Origin of the sequence: Cochleicola gelatinilyticus (assembly GCF_001637325.1) — a bacterium.
Classification (GTDB): domain Bacteria; phylum Bacteroidota; class Bacteroidia; order Flavobacteriales; family Flavobacteriaceae; genus Cochleicola; species Cochleicola gelatinilyticus.
Genome location: NZ_LRXL01000049.1, coordinates 61,926 through 78,652, shown reverse-complemented (window position 1 = coordinate 78,652; position 16,727 = coordinate 61,926). Strand labels below are relative to the sequence as shown.

General features: G+C 33.3%; 13 protein-coding genes. 11 read left to right on the top strand and 2 right to left on the bottom strand.

The features are described from left to right. Positions 1-58 precede the first annotated feature (58 nt). On the top strand, positions 59-3,736 hold the full coding sequence (locus ULVI_RS12685; RefSeq protein ID WP_068593172.1) for a metallophosphoesterase: 3,678 nt from the start codon (positions 59-61) through the stop codon (positions 3,734-3,736). On the opposite strand, the gene ULVI_RS12680 is transcribed toward ULVI_RS12685, so the two are convergent. Next, complete coding sequence (locus ULVI_RS12680) at positions 3,726-4,586, bottom strand: hypothetical protein (protein WP_068593171.1); 861 nt, start codon at positions 4,584-4,586, stop codon at positions 3,726-3,728. The genes ULVI_RS12685 and ULVI_RS12680 overlap by 11 nt on opposite strands. A 43-nt stretch (positions 4,587-4,629) precedes the next feature. Further along, a complete protein-coding gene (locus ULVI_RS12675) occupies positions 4,630-5,121 on the bottom strand; it encodes a Dps family protein (protein ID WP_068593170.1) in 492 nt (163 codons plus the stop codon). Between the two features lie 231 nt (positions 5,122-5,352). Between ULVI_RS12675 and ULVI_RS12670 the strand changes: the two genes are divergently transcribed. From ULVI_RS12670 to ULVI_RS12625, 10 genes are all read left to right on the top strand, one after another. Next, the gene (locus ULVI_RS12670) at positions 5,353-7,788 is read left to right on the top strand and encodes an SLBB domain-containing protein (protein ID WP_082830872.1); all 2,436 of its coding nucleotides are present in this window, start codon (positions 5,353-5,355) and stop codon (positions 7,786-7,788) included. An 8-nt stretch (positions 7,789-7,796) separates the two neighbouring features. After that, positions 7,797-8,891, top strand: a complete 1,095-nt coding sequence (locus ULVI_RS12665; protein ID WP_068593168.1) for a Wzz/FepE/Etk N-terminal domain-containing protein — start codon at positions 7,797-7,799, stop codon at positions 8,889-8,891. A gap of 47 nt (positions 8,892-8,938) precedes the next feature. Next, a complete protein-coding gene (gene cysQ, locus ULVI_RS12660; RefSeq protein ID WP_068593167.1) occupies positions 8,939-9,733 on the top strand; it encodes a 3'(2'),5'-bisphosphate nucleotidase CysQ in 795 nt (264 codons plus the stop codon). A 6-nt stretch (positions 9,734-9,739) separates the two neighbouring features. Then, positions 9,740-10,195, top strand: a complete 456-nt coding sequence (locus ULVI_RS12655; protein WP_068593166.1) for a DUF2061 domain-containing protein — start codon at positions 9,740-9,742, stop codon at positions 10,193-10,195. Positions 10,196-10,200: 5 nt separating this feature from the next. Further along, complete coding sequence (cysC, locus tag ULVI_RS12650; RefSeq protein ID WP_068593165.1) at positions 10,201-10,797, top strand: adenylyl-sulfate kinase; 597 nt, start codon at positions 10,201-10,203, stop codon at positions 10,795-10,797. A 3-nt stretch (positions 10,798-10,800) separates the two neighbouring features. Then, positions 10,801-11,706, top strand: coding sequence for a sulfate adenylyltransferase subunit CysD (gene cysD, locus ULVI_RS12645; protein ID WP_068593164.1), 906 nt, complete (start codon positions 10,801-10,803; stop codon positions 11,704-11,706). Positions 11,707-11,719: 13 nt separating this feature from the next. Beyond that, positions 11,720-12,976 (top strand): sulfate adenylyltransferase subunit 1, encoded by a 1,257-nt coding sequence (locus ULVI_RS12640; protein ID WP_068593163.1) that lies wholly within the window; start codon positions 11,720-11,722, stop codon positions 12,974-12,976. Between the two features lie 99 nt (positions 12,977-13,075). Further along, positions 13,076-14,410, top strand: coding sequence for an MATE family efflux transporter (locus ULVI_RS12635; RefSeq protein ID WP_068593162.1), 1,335 nt, complete (start codon positions 13,076-13,078; stop codon positions 14,408-14,410). After that, the gene (locus ULVI_RS12630) at positions 14,397-15,539 is read left to right on the top strand and encodes a polysaccharide pyruvyl transferase family protein (protein ID WP_068593161.1); all 1,143 of its coding nucleotides are present in this window, start codon (positions 14,397-14,399) and stop codon (positions 15,537-15,539) included. The genes ULVI_RS12635 and ULVI_RS12630 overlap by 14 nt, the downstream gene beginning before the upstream one ends. A gap of 52 nt (positions 15,540-15,591) precedes the next feature. After that, positions 15,592-16,722: an O-antigen ligase family protein gene (locus tag ULVI_RS12625; RefSeq protein WP_068593160.1), complete on the top strand. Its 1,131-nt coding sequence runs from the start codon at positions 15,592-15,594 to the stop codon at positions 16,720-16,722. Positions 16,723-16,727: the final 5 nt, after the last annotated feature.

The following is a 16,727-nucleotide window of genomic DNA, read 5'->3' as shown; positions in this document are numbered from 1 at the left end:
ATTGCTCACAAATTTTTATGCAAAATAGAACCTTTAAAAATTAATGTATATTAACCGCATGAACTACCCCAAATTAATTTTATTTTCAATTGTACTAACAGTACTTACTTCCTGTGCTACTTCCGGGATTTCTATCGACGAGGATCACAAAACGGGAAGTTTTTCCGAAGAAGAAAAAAGGAGTGAACGGTTTTACATTATAGGAAATGCCTCAAACTCTCAGGGAGATAAAGTACCCATACTCGAAACCCTTCAGAAAGAAATAAAAAAAGACACACTACCAGCGCATGTAGTGTTTATAGGAGATAATGTAGAGGGCAAAGCTAAAAATGAAGCTACTATTAAAAAACAATTAGACCAGCAACTAGAGGTGGTAAAGAGTACTGGAGCAACACCGTATTTCATTCCTGGAAATTACGATTGGAATTTTAATAAAACGAAAGGGCTGGAAACGATCGAGGATTACCTTGAAGACCGCATGAATGCTGAAGATATTCTTACCCCCAATAACGGATGTCCTTTAGAAAGTATTGAGATTTCCAAAGACGTTCAGTTAGTAATTGTAGATAGTCAGTGGTACATTGAATACTGGTATTTACACCCACAAATGAATGATAAGTGTGAGATTAAAACCCGGGAAAAATTGTTGGCTGAAATTGAAGGTGAGTTTAAAAAGAATGCAAATAAAACCATCATTTTTGCAATTCACCACCCCGTTTTTACGAATGGATTTCATGGTGGAAGGTTTTCGTTTCGGGATCATATATTTCCATTACAGGGAAATATTCCAGTGCCATTTCTTGGAAGCCTAATAGCCCAAATACGGGCACAGGGAGGAATTTCTATTCAGGATCGTTTCAATAAAAAGTACAATGAGTTGATGTCGAAATTACTACCAATGCTGGATACAGATAAGCAGCGTATCATTGTAGTTTCGGGACACGAACAGAACCTACAATATATAGAACAAGGAGCAATAAAACAAGTAATTAGCGGTGCTGGAGGAGAATCGAAGCCAGTAACTTTAAGTGATAATGGAGTTTTTTCGTACGGTAAGAACGGTTTCGCTTCCTTAGAAGTATTTAAAAATGGTCGTGTTGCGGCTCATTTCTTCGGAAGAAATACAGACAACACCCCTGCGCTTCTGTACAGTACTAAAGTTTTTGGCCCGACCAAACTACCCGACACCGATGATCTTGCCACAACATTTCCTGAAACGTTTACTGCTTCGGTGTATGATCTTTCGAAAGTTGAAAAATCAGATTTTTTTAAATCCTTTTGGGGTGCCCATTATCGGGAAGCCTACGGAGCAAAAGTCACAGCAAAAACGGCATTTTTAGACACCCTTTATGGAGGGTTAGAAGTGGTGCGTCCCGGCGGTGGCCACCAAACAGAATCACTGCGTCTAGTTACTAAAGATGGCAAAGAATACAACATGCGCGCTTTAAAGAAAAGTGCAGTTCAGTTTTTAGAGACCACAACCTTTAAGGGTATTAATGGGGATGCCTATTTTTCGAACACGTTGCCCGAAGAGCTTATTCTCGATTTTTTTACAGCCGCCCATCCCTATGGAGCATTTGCAATACCAACTTTGGCAAAAGCTGCCGGAGTGTATTACACCACTCCCGAATTGTTTTATGTACCTAAACAAAAAGCTTTAGAAAAGTACAATGAAGAATATGGAGATCAGTTGTATATGATTGTAGAGCGTCCTGCAGAAGAATATAAAACTCGAAAGAGTTTTGGATATCCAGATGATATCGAGAGTACCGATGATCTTTTAAAGAAATTACGGGAAGATGAAGCGTATGTTTTAGACGAACAGGCGTACATACGTGCCCGTATTTTCGATATGTTGATTGGTGATTGGGACCGTCATAGTGACCAGTGGCGATGGGCAGAATTTGAAGGAGCGAACGATTCTAAAACGTTTGTACCTATTCCTAGAGATCGCGACCAAGTATTCGCCAATTTCGATGGCTCTTTTTTAAATACAATGCGTTCACTTATTGGTGCTGTGAATCAGTTTGGAGTGTACGGTAATGATATTGTCGATGTTAAATGGTTTAATGAAGCTGGAGCTAAGTTGGACCGTGCGCTTGTAAAGAGAAGCGCCAAACAAGAATGGATAGCTCAGGCGCAAGCAATTCAGGAATCGATAGATGAATCTATTTTAGAGGAAGCCTTCAGTGCTCTTCCTAACGCTGTACAGGATGAAACAATTTCGGAAATTAAAAAGCATTTTTTAGGAAGGAAGAAAAATCTTGTTGAAATCGTAGAACGGTATTATGAAGAATTTATTAAGTTTCAAATGCTCACAGGGACCGATAAAGATGATTTGTTCGAAATTGAACGCCTTCCGAAAGGGGAAACCCGTATAAGAGCATTCCGTATTAAAGATGGAGAAAAAGGAGATGAATTGTTCGATAGAACTTTCCGAAGTAATGAAACTGAAGAGATCTGGTTATATGGTCTGGACGATGACGATAAGTTTGTTGTAAGCGGAACGCCAGAAGATCCCATGCTTATTAGAATTATTGGTGGGCAGGATGAAGACTCTTTTTCGGTAGCTAATGGTAAAAAAATTGAGATTTACGACAACCGTACAGAACAAAATACAGTGAAAGAGCAGGGAGGAGCAAAAGTACGCTTCACTAAATTTTATACGCCGAACCTTTACGATTATACCCGGAAAAAAACTACCAGTGGAAAAATTGGATTAGGTGTAAATTACAACCCAGATACTGGAGCATCGATACACGCAAAATATTTAAAAAATAAGAATGAGTTTCTTCTTAATCCCTATAGCAAACGAACAGAAATTACAATAGACTATCAGTTCTTAACCCAAGGATTAGATATTCATTTTAATAAAGGGTTTGCTTCCATTTTTTCCGATTTTAATTTTATAACGACCACACGTTTTACTTCAAAAAATTATACAGAAAATTTTTTCGGCTTTGGAAATAATTCAAAGAATCTAGATGAGGTTTTTAGTTTTGATTACAATCGTGTTAATATGAGTGTGTATCATGGAGGAATTGGGGTAGAACGAGCATCACAATATGGAAGTTTTTTTCAAGTAAAATTAGATGTCGATGCTGTAGAATTAGTAAGAAATGGGGCAAATTTTATTGCTGAAAACCGTTCTTCTGAATTAGAGGATAGAAGTTACTTTTTCATCCCGAACACGACCTATCAGTATAAAAATTATGATGCAGAAGCATTTCCTACTAAAGGAATGCTTTTTAAAATAAAAGGAGGGTATATCGATGACCTAGGTGGAACAATAGGGACTGGTTTTGCTGAAGCCGACTTGGTGTTTTATAATGCGCTATCTAATAATCGCAATTTTGTTTTAAAGACAGGGGTCTCTACATATCTAACAGTGGGTGATGCTCCTCGGTTTTATCAACAGGCAAGAATTGGAGCCAACAACGGTTTACGTGGATTTCGAAACGATCGCTTTACTGGAGACCATAGTCTTACTGGAACAGCAGAACTATCGTATAGTTTCGAACCCATAAAAACTTTTTTCTTTCCACTTAATTTTAGTGTTTATACCGGATTTGATACGGGGAGGGTATGGGTTGCAAATAATACTTCTAATAGATGGCACCATTCTTTAGGTGGTGGATTTATGGTTCAATGGACCGAAGCCTTGCATTTCGATTTAAGTGTTTTTAATAGTGATGAAGGAAGTAGGTTTGGTGTTGGATTTCAGTTTAGTTATTAAGCTTCATTTCGTATAAATTGCCTCCAACAATATTTGTTAATTCATCTACGATAAATACCGTGTCTGAATTTTTAAATGAAATACTTTCTTTTTGTGAAGGATACTGTAGAGGTATATGCTTAACCGTTCCTTCGAAAAAACGGTCGTTTTCGAAATTTGAAAACGCCCATACATTAGAATAACTTAACAATACAAGGGTGTTTGTTTCCAGATCATAATCTGCACTAGTTACTGCGCACTCTTGCTTTTGAGTACAGGTAATATAGGAAGCAATTCGTTTTGCCTTAAAACTCCCTTCTTTGGCGGGAAGTCTGTAAACAGATGTCGTTCCGTCGAAATGTTTAGAGCGATTTCGTGTAAATAAGTAAAAATAATCGTTTAAAAATATAAAACCTTCAACATCAAAATTTCGGTTTTTCTTTTTAGGGGGAAATTGCACTTGATCTTCAAAAGAAAAGGAGGTTTTGGTAGCTTCAGTTTCTTTTTCTGAAATGCTTCCTACGCGTTCAACCTTGTAAATGGAAAGATCGTTTCGTTTGTTATGGTTGTTTCCGAAGTCACCTATATAAAGGTTTCCGTCTAGGTCTGAAGCTAAATCCTCCCAATCTGTATTTTTTGCATTTGTGATTGTAATGGTCTGGGCAACCAATTTCTTTTGAATATCATAACCATAAATAGTAGGGGCATTGCCAGAATCTTCGATCATCCATAGTAGCGGTGAATTTATTACTTTTTCTATTCCACTAACCTCCGACATGGAAAGAGAGGCAATTATATCTAAGCGTCCAAAATTGTAATTACAACTAGTCGTACAAAGATATAAGCAAGTAAGTGCGAGATAAAATTTCATAAAAAAAGTCCGCTAAATGCGGACTTGTAATTTTGTGTTGAAACTACGCTTCGGGGTGATTTGCTGAAGCACTCATAGACCAAGCGTCGAGCATCCAACTAATTTTTTCGAGACCTCCAATGTAAGCTCCAATCATATCGATAGTTCCTTCATCTCCCGCTGCATCGGCCTTTTCGATAACAATTCTCATTTGTTTGAGGAGTATTCCATGGTCTTTAAGCAAAATTTTAACCATTTCTACATCTTTTGTTTCTGAAGGGGATTCTTTAAGGTTCGATTTTTTTAAGTAATCTGAATAATTACTTACAGGTTGAAATCGTAAAGTGAGAATCCGTTCGGCTATTTCGTCTACCTTCAATTTTGCATCGTCGTACATTTCTTCAAATTTTTCATGAAGATCGAAAAAGTTTTTTCCAACAATGTTCCAGTGAAAATTGCGTAATTTTTGATAATAAAGGTGGTAATCGGCAAGCAGCGTATTTAATTCTTTAGCTGTTTCTGTGATTTTATCTTTGTTTAAGTTTAAATAGCTCATTGTTTTTTGGTTTTTAACAAAGTTACAGACAGATTCGTATGACACCAATTATTATAGGAGGTTTAATTTTTTTTTAACTATACGAAACGTCACATTTAATCTAAATTGTTAGTTAATTTAGCGTATAAAGTCTGGATAGTTAAATCGTCTTGCTAACAAAGAATTAGTATATTTGCGAATTCATTTTAAATTACGCATTTATAATCGCGTACCACTTATTATTAAAAATTAATGATGAAATTTTTAAGTTCACGCAATGTTTTTTTTGTTTGCTTTTTCATTCTATTCTGTAATTCAATAAAAGTAATCGCTCAAGTTACCCCAGACATTGATATAAGCAATATAGAAAACCTGTCTGATGATCAACTTCAAGAATATTGGCAAAAAGCGAAAGCACAAGGATATACTATGGCTCAAGTTAAGGCTCTTGCTGAGACGAAGGGGCTATCTCCAATTAAAATTGCAGAATTGGAACGGCGTTTAAGTCAATCTGGAATGATTTCAACTGGATCTGAAACTAGTGAGATTGAAAATTCGTTAACTATAGACTCATTACCATCTCAAGGATTTACAGGTAATGAGGGAATAGAAACTATTCCCAAAGATCCAATATTTGGTTATGATTTTTTTAATAATCGTAATATTACTTTTACTCCAAATTTAAATTTAGCCACCCCTTCTAATTATGAGCTTGGACCAGGGGATGAAATTTCTATCAACTTATGGGGTGCAGCCGAGAATAATTATACAATCGCCGTTGATCGAGAAGGAGCTGTTCGTCTTTCAAACATTGGTCCTGTTTATGTAAGTGGTTTAACGATGGAACAGGCCTCTGCTAAGATAGAAAGCAAATTAAAAAATATTTATGCTGGTATAAATGCTCCCGACAATAGTCCATATAAAGTTTTCTTGAGTATTTCGCTAGTTAATGTTCGTACCGTTCAAGTTAATATAATAGGAGAGGTTAAAGTGCCAGGTACATATTCCTTAAGTGCTTTATCAACATTGCTAAATGCACTTTACGCAAGTGGTGGACCAACTAAAGAAGGAACTTTTAGAGAAATTAAATTAGTACGGAATGGTGTAGATGTTACATATTTTGATATTTATGATTATCTAGTAAATGGGTCTCAAGTTGGTAATAAAACCTTACGTGATCAAGATGTAATAATAGTTTCTCCATATATCTCAAGAGTTTCAATTTCGGGAAGTGTAAAACGGCCAGGAGTTTATGAATTAAAACCCAATGAGACTTTAGATAATTTATTAGAATTTGTTGGTGGATTTACCTCCCAAGCTTATAAGGATAGAATTATCTTGGAAAGAATTGAAGGTGATCGTAAAATCATCAAGGAGATATTAGTCTCGAATTCGGGAGTAACTTCTTTGGAAGATGGAGATGTGTTATCGGTTAATAAAATATTAGATAAATTTAAAAATGAAATTAGTATTAAAGGCGCAGTTTTAAGGCCTGGAAGATATGAGTACTCTGAAAATATTACAGTGAAAGATCTTATAGAAAAAGCTGCAGGAATTAATGAAAAGGCTTTTTTACAAAGAGGGTTAATTTTTAGAACAGAAGACGGTGTTAGAGAATCTGTAATCCCTTTTTCGGTTTCCGAGGTAATGTCTAACTTAAAGAATATTAAGTTAATGCCGAATGATCGTATAGAAATATTTAATAAATATAATCTTAGTGAAAACTATACATTACAAATAGATGGAGCTGTTAATAATCCAATTACTATTCCATACGTTGAAAATTTGACAGTGGAAGATCTAGTTCTTTTAGGAGGTGGTTTTCAAGATGGAGCGAATGAAAATAAGATTGATATTTATCGTCGAATAGATGATGACTCCTACGAAACTTTAAGTAAGAATTTTAAAGTTTCTGCCAATGGAAAACTTACAATTTCTGATGGAACACCATTTTTCTTGGAACCAAATGATCGAGTTTCTGTTCGTTTTTTAAGAGGTTATTCGGAACAAATAAAGGTTTCGGTCAATGGTGAGGCTAACTATCCAGGAAATTATACAATTGAAAATAAAGATGAAAAAATTTCCGATCTTTTAATTAAGGCTGGGGGGTTATCACCCTATGCTTTTACAAATGGAGCAACTTTAATTAGGCTAAATCCTTTCTATAAAGAACAAAGTCAACAAGCAACATTGAGTACATTATCTGAGAAAGAAGAAATCACAGGTTCTGAAGATGAAAAAATTAAAAACAGAAAAGAATTTAGGGTTGGAATTAACCTTCAAAATATTATGGATGATCCTGAATCTAAGTATAATTTAATTTTGAAAAATGGGGATAGATTAATAATTCCATCTGTAAAGCAAACTGTTAAGGTAGAGGGAGAGGTTTTAGTGCCTTCTTTAGTACGTTTCGATGATTCTAGAAGTTTAAGAGATTACATTAGCATGTCTGGTGGTTTTTCTACTGACGCGAAAAAAGGTAAGATTTATGTTGTTTATCCCAACGGAGATATAGCTTCCACAAAGCATTTCCTGTTTTTTAGAAGTTACCCAAAATTAAAGCCAGGTGCCGCCATACTTGTTCCTTCAAAACCTGAAAATAAAAATAAACTTTCAGCACAAGAAGTAATAGGGATTGGTTCTGGTTTGGCTACGTTTGGGTTGTTGATTGATAGAATATTTCAATAATTGTAATTATGAAATCAAATAATAGTAAACTTTCAGACATTACACTAAAAGAGATAATTTATAGAATCTTAGATTCTTGGAGGTTCGTAGCTGTTTTTGTCATTATTTTTTTAGTTTTTGGTTTTTTTATAGCCCAACTCACTCCTAAAGAATATACTTCGTCAACGACAATTTTACCACAACTAGGGAACAATAGAGGAATAGGCAAAAAATTTAGTGGTATTGCTCAGTTAGTCGGACTAAAGTTAGGTGATGACGATGCAAATTTAATTATACCTACTTTGTATCCTATCATAGTAAACAGTACACCCTATCAAACTGCATTGTTAGAAACTCCATTGAAGTTTAGTGAAGAGGATAGTTTGGTCTCACTGTCTTATTATCTCTCAGAAATTTATGATAAAGGCTTGTTGCATAAAATAAAATCGAATACAATTGGGCTTCCTTCAAAAATTGTTCGGAGTTTTAAAAATTCTTCTAAAGAAGAAAAACACTTTATAATGACTGACTCTTCAATTTATTCTTTAAGTGAAGAACAAATTGAACAAAAACAGTTTCTAGAATCAAGTTTATCTATAGAGTTTAATGATGTAGATGGTTATTTAGAAATTAAAGCGACAATGCCAGAACCTCTTGCGGCTGCTCAAATCACTAAACGTGCTCAAGAATTATTACAAAAATTTCTTATTGATTACAACATTCAAAAATCGAAAGATGAATTAAAATATATAGAAGAAAGATTTAATGAAGCTAAATCTGAATATGTTGAACGACGAGCAGCTCTAGGGAATTTTAGAGATAGGAATAAAAACATTATAAGTTCATATACTTCTAATAGAGAAGAGCAGCTCCAATCCGAGTACGATCTTGCTTATGCGATGTATTCTCAGCTTGCTACCCAGATGGAGTCTTCAAAATTGCAGGTAAGTAAGGATACCCCGATTTTTACTGTGCTTCGTCCTGTTACTGTTCCAAATGAGCCTTCAGCCCCAAATAAAATTCTTATTTTATTTTATGCTGCATTCTTAGGTTTTGCAATAAGTGTAATAATTATTCTATATAAATCATATTTTTCAATTATCAAGAAACACTTTCAGAGATAAATATTTAACCTAATCCTATTAGCAGATCCTTAATCTCTGCACTAACTATGAAAAATTTCCTCGAAATTGCGATTAAAGCATCGATAGAAGCTGGAATTGAAATACTGAATGTGTATGATTCAGAATTTTCAGTTCAAGTAAAATCTGATCAATCTCCATTAACTATTGCTGACGAAAATGCAAATAAAATTATAAATAGGTATCTTAAAACTACAAATGTTCCGATAATTAGTGAGGAAAATATAGAAATTGATTATAAAGTTAGGTCGAAGTGGAAGCATTGTTGGATAGTAGACCCTTTAGATGGCACTAAAGAGTTTATAAAGCGAAATGGAGAGTTTACAGTAAATATTGCCTATGTGTCTGGTGGTGACCCTGTATTGGGTGTGATTTTTGTTCCAGTAACAAAGACATTATATTATGCTGATGTCGCAGGTAAAAAAGCTTTTAAATGTGTGCTAGAAAATTTTGATTTTTCTATGGAAAGTATATCCAAACTTTCTACAGAAATTATGCCTTCTAATGATGAGAATTTAAAGCGTATTGTTGGAAGTAGGTCTCATCTTAGTATTGAAACGAAAGAGTTTATAGATCAAATTTCTCAAGAAAATAGTGTTGAGATCGTATCTAAAGGAAGCTCTTTAAAGTTCTGTTTAATAGCAGAAGGAAAGGCAGACCTTTATCCGCGTTACGCCCCCACTATGGAGTGGGACACAGCTGCAGGGCAGGCTATTTGTATGGCTGTAGGAGTTACAGTAAATGCACTTCCTAATAACACACCTTTAAAGTATAATAAAGAAAATTTATTGAATCCATGGTTTTTGGTTTCTAACCGAAACTAAAGTAATATGGCCATTTACAAGCAAGAATCGCATTACAGAAGTATTATAAAAGGCATTTCCTGGCGCTTTATCGCTACGGCAGATACTATTATTGTAGTGCTTCTAATTACCTGTATTTCTGGACAATGTAGTTTAGAAAATGCGTTGAAAATCGGTTTTTTTGAATTTCTTATAAAATTGGCGATTTATTATATACATGAAAGGATATGGCAAAGATTATTATTTGGAAAAGAAGTTCATCCCCGCCAGACTTTATATAAAACAATTTCTTGGCGAATTATAGCTACCACTGGAACCTTTATTATCTCTGGTTTAATTTTAAATTCTTTTGATGAAATTGCTCTTTATATAGCGCTTACGGAATTAGTCACTAAATTTATCTTGTATTATTTCCATGAACGTTTATGGTTGCGATTACCACTGGGTAAAATTCGAGATCTTTTTTTAAGAGATAAAAAATAATTAGCATGCAAGAAAATATAATTCCACACAATTTCATTATAACTAAAAAGGAAAGAACCAATTTAAAAAAACACAATTCGTTATTACTTTGGTTTACAGGCTTATCTGGATCGGGGAAATCAACAATTGCCAATGCTGTTGAACAAGAGCTTTATAAGCAAAAAATTCACACCTACACTTTAGACGGTGATAATGTTCGTAAAGGGCTTAATAACGATTTAACTTTTTCACCAGACGATCGAAAAGAAAATATTCGCAGGATTGCAGAAACGGCAGCGCTTTTTATCGATGCTGGAGTTGTAGTGTTAGCGGCTTTCGTATCTCCCTATAAAAAGGATCGTGAATTGATTAAAAAAACGGTTAAAGATGTTAACTTTGTCGAGATTTTTGTCGATACACCGATAGAAGAATGTGAACGTAGAGACGTTAAAGGATTATACGCCAAGGCTAGAAAAGGGCTTATTAAAGATTTTACAGGGATAAATGCACCCTACGAAGCCCCCGATAATCCTGATGTACGTATTGATACATCTAAAGAGGCCATCGAAGAATCTGTTGCCCTTATTATGAAGGCTATAAAAATTAAATTAGAATTGAAATAGGTTATGAGCAAGTATTACTTAAATTATCTGGACGAATTGGAGTCTGAAGCCATCTACATCTTACGGGAAGTATGGGCTCAGTTTGAAAACCCCGTAATTCTTTTTTCTGGAGGAAAAGATTCTATCTTAGTAACCCACTTGGCAAAAAAAGCCTTTTATCCTTCTAAGATCCCATTTCCGTTTATGCACGTAGATACAGGGCATAACTTTCCCGAAACCATTCAGTTTCGAGATGATCTTATAAAAGACCTGGATGCACAACTTATTGTAGGTTCGGTTCAAGAAGCAATCGATACAGGACGTGTAGCCGAAGAGAAAGGGAAGAGTGCAACTCGTAACTCACTTCAAATAACAACCTTGCTAGATGCTATTGAAAATAACAAAGTAGATTGCGCTATTGGTGGCGGGCGTCGTGACGAAGAAAAAGCACGTGCGAAAGAACGTTTCTTTTCACATCGTGATGATTTCGGTCAATGGGATCCAAAAAATCAACGTCCAGAATTATGGAACATTTTAAACGGAAAGCACTTCGAAGGAGAGCATTTCCGTGCATTCCCGATTAGTAACTGGACCGAAATGGATGTATGGAACTATATTAAAAAAGAAAATATTGCCATTCCATCATTATACTATGCCCATGACCGTGAAGTTGTATGGAGAAATGATTCATGGATACCTGTTTCCGATTTCTTAAAGCTGGAAGATGGAGAAAAAGTAGAAACTAAAAAAATACGTTTTAGAACGTTGGGAGATATTACCATTACCGGAGGAATAGAATCGGATGCAGATACTCTTGAAAAGATTGCTATGGAAGTTTCAGCAATGAAAAAAACAGAGCGAGGTGATCGTACCGATGATAAGCGTAGTGAATCATCAATGGAAGACAGAAAAAGACAGGGATACTTTTAAAATAGGCAACACAATGGAATTAGATAACAATCAATTATTACGTTTTACAACTGCAGGAAGTGTTGATGATGGAAAAAGCACACTTATTGGCCGTTTGCTTTATGATTCTAAATCGATCTTTGAAGATCAATTAGCAGCAGTAGAAACCACGAGTAAAAGAAAAGGTCACGATGGAGTAGATCTTGCTTTATTTACTGATGGTTTAAAAGACGAAAGAGAACAAGGAATCACAATCGATGTTGCGTACCGATATTTTACAACACCTAAGCGAAAGTTTATCATTGCTGATACGCCAGGGCACATACAGTATACTAGAAATATGGTTACTGGAGCCTCTACAGCAAATGCGGCATTGATTCTAATCGATGCGCGTCATGGAGTGATTGAGCAAACAAAACGCCACGCTTTTATTGCTTCCTTACTTCAAATCCCTCACTTGATCGTTTGTATTAATAAAATGGATCTTGTTGAGTTTTCAGAAGAAAGATATAACGAGATCATCTCTCAATTTGAAGAGTTTTCATCAAAACTTTATGTAAAAGATGTCCGTTTTCTCCCGATTAGTGCACTTTTAGGCGATAACGTAGTAAACCGTTCAGAAAATATGAAATGGTATCAAGGAGCTCCGCTACTTCATACCTTAGAAACCATGCACATTAGTAGTGATATCAATAAAATTGATGCTCGTTTTCCTGTGCAGACTGTATTGCGCCCGCAACGTGAAGGATTCATCGATTATAGAGGATATGCAGGACGGGTAGCGAGTGGAATCTTTCGCCCAAATGATGAGGTAACGGTGATGCCTTCTGGATTTACGTCAAAAATAAAATCTATCGATACCGATAAAGGTGAATTAGCAGAAGCTTTTGCTCCTATGTCTGTGTCTATTACGCTAGAAGATGATATCGATGTAAGTCGTGGTGATATGATCGTTAAAACAGCTAACAAGCCAGAAGCTTCACAAGAATTCACTGCCATGATATGTTGGTTGCATAATGATGCTGCAAAGCCTAGAGCTAAATACACTATTTTGCATACTTCCAACGAACCAAAGGCGATGATCAAAGAGGTTCTTTATAAAATTGATATCAATACCTATGGTAGAGATGAAGAAAATAAAGATCTAAAAATGAATGAGATTGCTAAAGTTAAGGTTAAAACCACACGTCCTGTCATGATCGATGAATACCGAGACAACAGAATTACTGGTAGTTTTACCTTGGTAGATGATGCCACTCATGAAACTGTGGCTGCAGGGATGATTGTATAGTTTCCATTAAGAAAACATCAAATTTATTAATTGTTAAACTCATTTTGTAATTGAGTGAAATTCTTAAAATAGAAAGGAAGCTAGCATTTCTTTATTATCATGGTATATAAAAAATTAGAAGCATATTTTATTAATAATCCTATCTTTAAACAATCAGCTCTAGGAATAATATTTAATGTTTTTAGTGTTTTTTTTTCTATTGTTACCATTTCCCTTTTATTAGAATACTTAGGCAAAAACGATTATGGTATTTGGCTTACTATTTTTTCAATCTGTAATTGGATTAATTTTTTAGATGGAGGGTTGGGTAATGGACTACGAAATGAACTTACTAAAAGTTTAGTTAAAAAGGATGTGTATGGTGCAACTTCAATAATTTCAACAGGTTATATATCAATATCTTTCTTTTTAATCTCTCTTTTTATTTTACTATGTGGGGTTAATGCGCTAATAGATTGGAATTCCATTGTGTCTTCAGATAAAATTAATTTTAATCTTTTGGCCATATTTGTATTTGGTTTTTTCTTATTGCAAATGATTCTCAAATTGATTAGTAAAATTTACTTTTCATTTGATAGATCTTCCTTTAGTTTTTTTATTCCTTTAGCTACAAATTTCATCATCTTGATAGCTATCTATCTTATTTCATATTTCGATTTACCTAATAAAATATGGAATGTAGCTTTAATTTATTCTTTTTTACCCTTGGTTGTTTTGTCTCTACTAACATTCCATTTCTTTTATATCATTAAGCCAACTTATAAACCAAATTATACTTATTATAATAAAAAATATGTTACTTTAATTTTAAAAAACGGCATTTTGTTTTTTTTAATACAAATGAGCTCTGGAATTTTACAAGCTATAACTCCTTTTTTTATTACACTATGGTTTTCTCCACTCAGCACTGCAGATTATCAAATTTCAATTAAATATTATAGCTTTCTTCTAATTCTTTTAAATATTGTATTGCAGACAATGTGGACGACGATTACTGCAAGTTATATTCAAAAAGATTTTCTGAAATTAAAGGGGTTAATTAAGAAAAAAGTTATTCTAGCATTAGGTTTATTAGTGACATTGCTAATTATGTATTTTAGTTCCGAATTTATATATAGGATTTGGCTTGGGGATAATGTAGTAATTTCTGAAATCATTAATACCGCATCAGTACTTTTTGTTGCAACGGTGATTGTATCGAAAATATTTACTAATTTTTTAAATGCGACAAATAATATTAAAATTCAGTCCAACCTTTCTATCACAATAATTATCTTGTATTTTCCTGTCGTATATTTCCTTGTGAAAGTTTTACATTTAGGAATCACAGCATTAATAATGGCACCTGCTATATTTTTTCTAATTCAAATGTGCGTTGCTATATATGAATTAAAAAGGATAATGTATAAAAAAACAACTAATGAAATTCATTAAATATTCAAGAACTTCTAAAATAAATATAGGTGATTATGCTATTTCTGAGGCAATTAAATACTTAAGCCAAAAGATATGCAATAAAAATGTTGAAAGTTTTGATATCCTTTTTGAAGATTTTGATGTCGATAAAAGAGTTGAAGCCTCCAAAGAGATTTCTACATTTTATAAAGTTGTAAGGAGAAATAAATTTAAAAGTCGTTTTGTATTAGAGTTAAAAAAAATATTATTCTTAATTAAAGATAAGAAAAAAATTCAACAACAAATTGATGCAGCAGATTGCGTTATCGTGGGAGGTGGGAATTTGTTTTCAGAAAAAAATGGTTCTGATATGTTTCATAGGGCATATCAAATTATTAAAATGGCTAAAAATAGCAATAAGAAAATATATGTCTATGCAGTAGGAGTAGGGCCATTCCAATTTAATTATAAAAAACGGTTACATACGATGATCGAATTTTGTAATCAATTTTATGTAAGAGATATTTCTTCTAAATTGATATGTGATAATTCATTTAAAAAAAATACTCAAAAAATAAAAATTACCATAGACCCTGCCTTCATTTTATCGGATATGTATCCCGAAAGTATACGCAGAGATAAATATATTGGAATTAACTTTATGAATTTTGGTAATATTGTACCCAACTCTACATTCGATATAGATAAGATTATTTCAAATTTAAAAAATTTATACGCTTTTTATAAAAAACCTTTTAAAATTATTAATACATCTTTTGGTGAAGATTTATCATTGTCACTCTTAATATCTAAAGCTCTCAATGATGCCCATATAGATAATCACATTATTAATATTAAAAGTATGAAAGACATTCCAATTGCATTTTCAGATCTTGACTTTTTTATCGCCTCACGAATGCATTCTTCAATATTTGCAATGTCTTATAATGTGCCCACTATAATATATCCTTGGCATCAAAAAATAATAGCATTGAACGAGTTCTTATTTGAAGACAAGAAAGAAATGGTATTATTAAAATCAGAAAATTTTGATGCTGATGAAATTCTAACTAAAATCAAGAATTATAAAGATTCAATTAATTTAGCCGAAATTATTTTGGACAAAAAATCTTTAATCTATAGAGACTATGAAGCCCTTGTTAAATAGTTCCTTCATTGTTAATAGTGTTTTTTTTCTATTTCTGTTTCTACCAAACAACATGTTTGGATCATTGATTCAAGTTATACTTACAGTTTTCATAATTTTAATTAATCCTAATAAATCTGTAGGTTTTAAAAATTTTTCTTTTCAGTTATCTAAACTGTTATTTTTTTTCGCTATTAGTTTAGCATTTTTGCACACTTTTTTGGGAAATTATGGGTTTTTTTTTCAATCTGTTTTCAAACTATTTTATTTAATATTTCTAGTTGTTTTTTTCCCCATAGCGAGCCGTTCTGAAATTAGCGATAAATTAATATTTTTAGCTTCTTTTTTCATTTTTTTTACCCAAATAGCATATATAATAGGTTTAACCTCTATTGTCAACTTTATTGATACATATTATACTTCGGAAGGTTACTTTAATAGTTCTGAGATACAAGCCACGTCTACAGAAATTGTCGATTTGTTCAATCTAAGATTCGGAGGAATTTATCGTAACTCTAATCAGGCAGGTAGAATTATATCATTACTTTTCTTAATATTAATATTAAATCGAAGAAAAAAACCTTGGGGGAAAATAGCTTTTGCATCAATAGGTACGATGATGATTTCTTTATTACTTACAGGGAGCAGAACGGCTTTTCTAGTAGTAATTTTTATATTGCTTTATTACCTAGTTTTTATTTTAAAGAAAAGGATTATTGGTTTTATTGCGATTGCAGTCATTGCAATAATTCCCTTTGTAAATTTAGGAAATCGTATTCTCGATTTTTCTGAGCTATCTGGAAAAAAAGATTCTGGAAGCTTTACTTCAAAAAAAGAATTTCTTTTTAGTTACGTATCTGAAGCGATTGAAAAACGTCCCGGAGATTTGGTGTTTGGAAGATTTAATATAGATAATATCTACAAAAACTATGGACAGAGAATTACTACTTTTGACTCCGAAATAGGATATTTGCTACATTCTGTGGGACTTCTAGGAATCTTATCAATTTTATTCTTTTACTTAGTTATTTTTCAAAAAGCTTCTTTAAATACACGCATGATTTTTGTGATGCTCTTATGGAGTATAACTAGTACAGTATTAACAAATTTTCGATTTTCTTTGCTGTTTATTTTTGTTTTAAGTTTGTACTATGAATTTAAGGAATCCAGATCAATTATAACCTCTACAAAACATCTTAATTAAATAAT

Excerpts from the sequence above, each read along its gene's own strand:
- ULVI_RS12670 (WP_082830872.1), top strand. The coding sequence starts at position 5,353 with ATGATGAAATTTTTAAGTTCACGCAATGTTTTTTTTGTTTGCTTTTTC.
- ULVI_RS12680 (WP_068593171.1), bottom strand. The coding sequence starts at position 4,586 with ATGAAATTTTATCTCGCACTTACTTGCTTATATCTTTGTACGACTAGT.
- ULVI_RS12665 (WP_068593168.1), top strand. The coding sequence starts at position 7,797 with ATGAAATCAAATAATAGTAAACTTTCAGACATTACACTAAAAGAGATA.
- ULVI_RS12685 (WP_068593172.1), top strand. The coding sequence starts at position 59 with ATGAACTACCCCAAATTAATTTTATTTTCAATTGTACTAACAGTACTT.
- ULVI_RS12675 (WP_068593170.1), bottom strand. The coding sequence starts at position 5,121 with ATGAGCTATTTAAACTTAAACAAAGATAAAATCACAGAAACAGCTAAA.
- ULVI_RS12655 (WP_068593166.1), top strand. The coding sequence starts at position 9,740 with ATGGCCATTTACAAGCAAGAATCGCATTACAGAAGTATTATAAAAGGC.
- cysD (WP_068593164.1), top strand. The coding sequence starts at position 10,801 with ATGAGCAAGTATTACTTAAATTATCTGGACGAATTGGAGTCTGAAGCC.
- ULVI_RS12635 (WP_068593162.1), top strand. The coding sequence starts at position 13,076 with ATGGTATATAAAAAATTAGAAGCATATTTTATTAATAATCCTATCTTT.
- ULVI_RS12640 (WP_068593163.1), top strand. The coding sequence starts at position 11,720 with ATGGAATTAGATAACAATCAATTATTACGTTTTACAACTGCAGGAAGT.
- ULVI_RS12630 (WP_068593161.1), top strand. The coding sequence starts at position 14,397 with ATGAAATTCATTAAATATTCAAGAACTTCTAAAATAAATATAGGTGAT.
- cysC (WP_068593165.1), top strand. The coding sequence starts at position 10,201 with ATGCAAGAAAATATAATTCCACACAATTTCATTATAACTAAAAAGGAA.
- ULVI_RS12625 (WP_068593160.1), top strand. The coding sequence starts at position 15,592 with ATGTTTGGATCATTGATTCAAGTTATACTTACAGTTTTCATAATTTTA.
- cysQ (WP_068593167.1), top strand. The coding sequence starts at position 8,939 with ATGAAAAATTTCCTCGAAATTGCGATTAAAGCATCGATAGAAGCTGGA.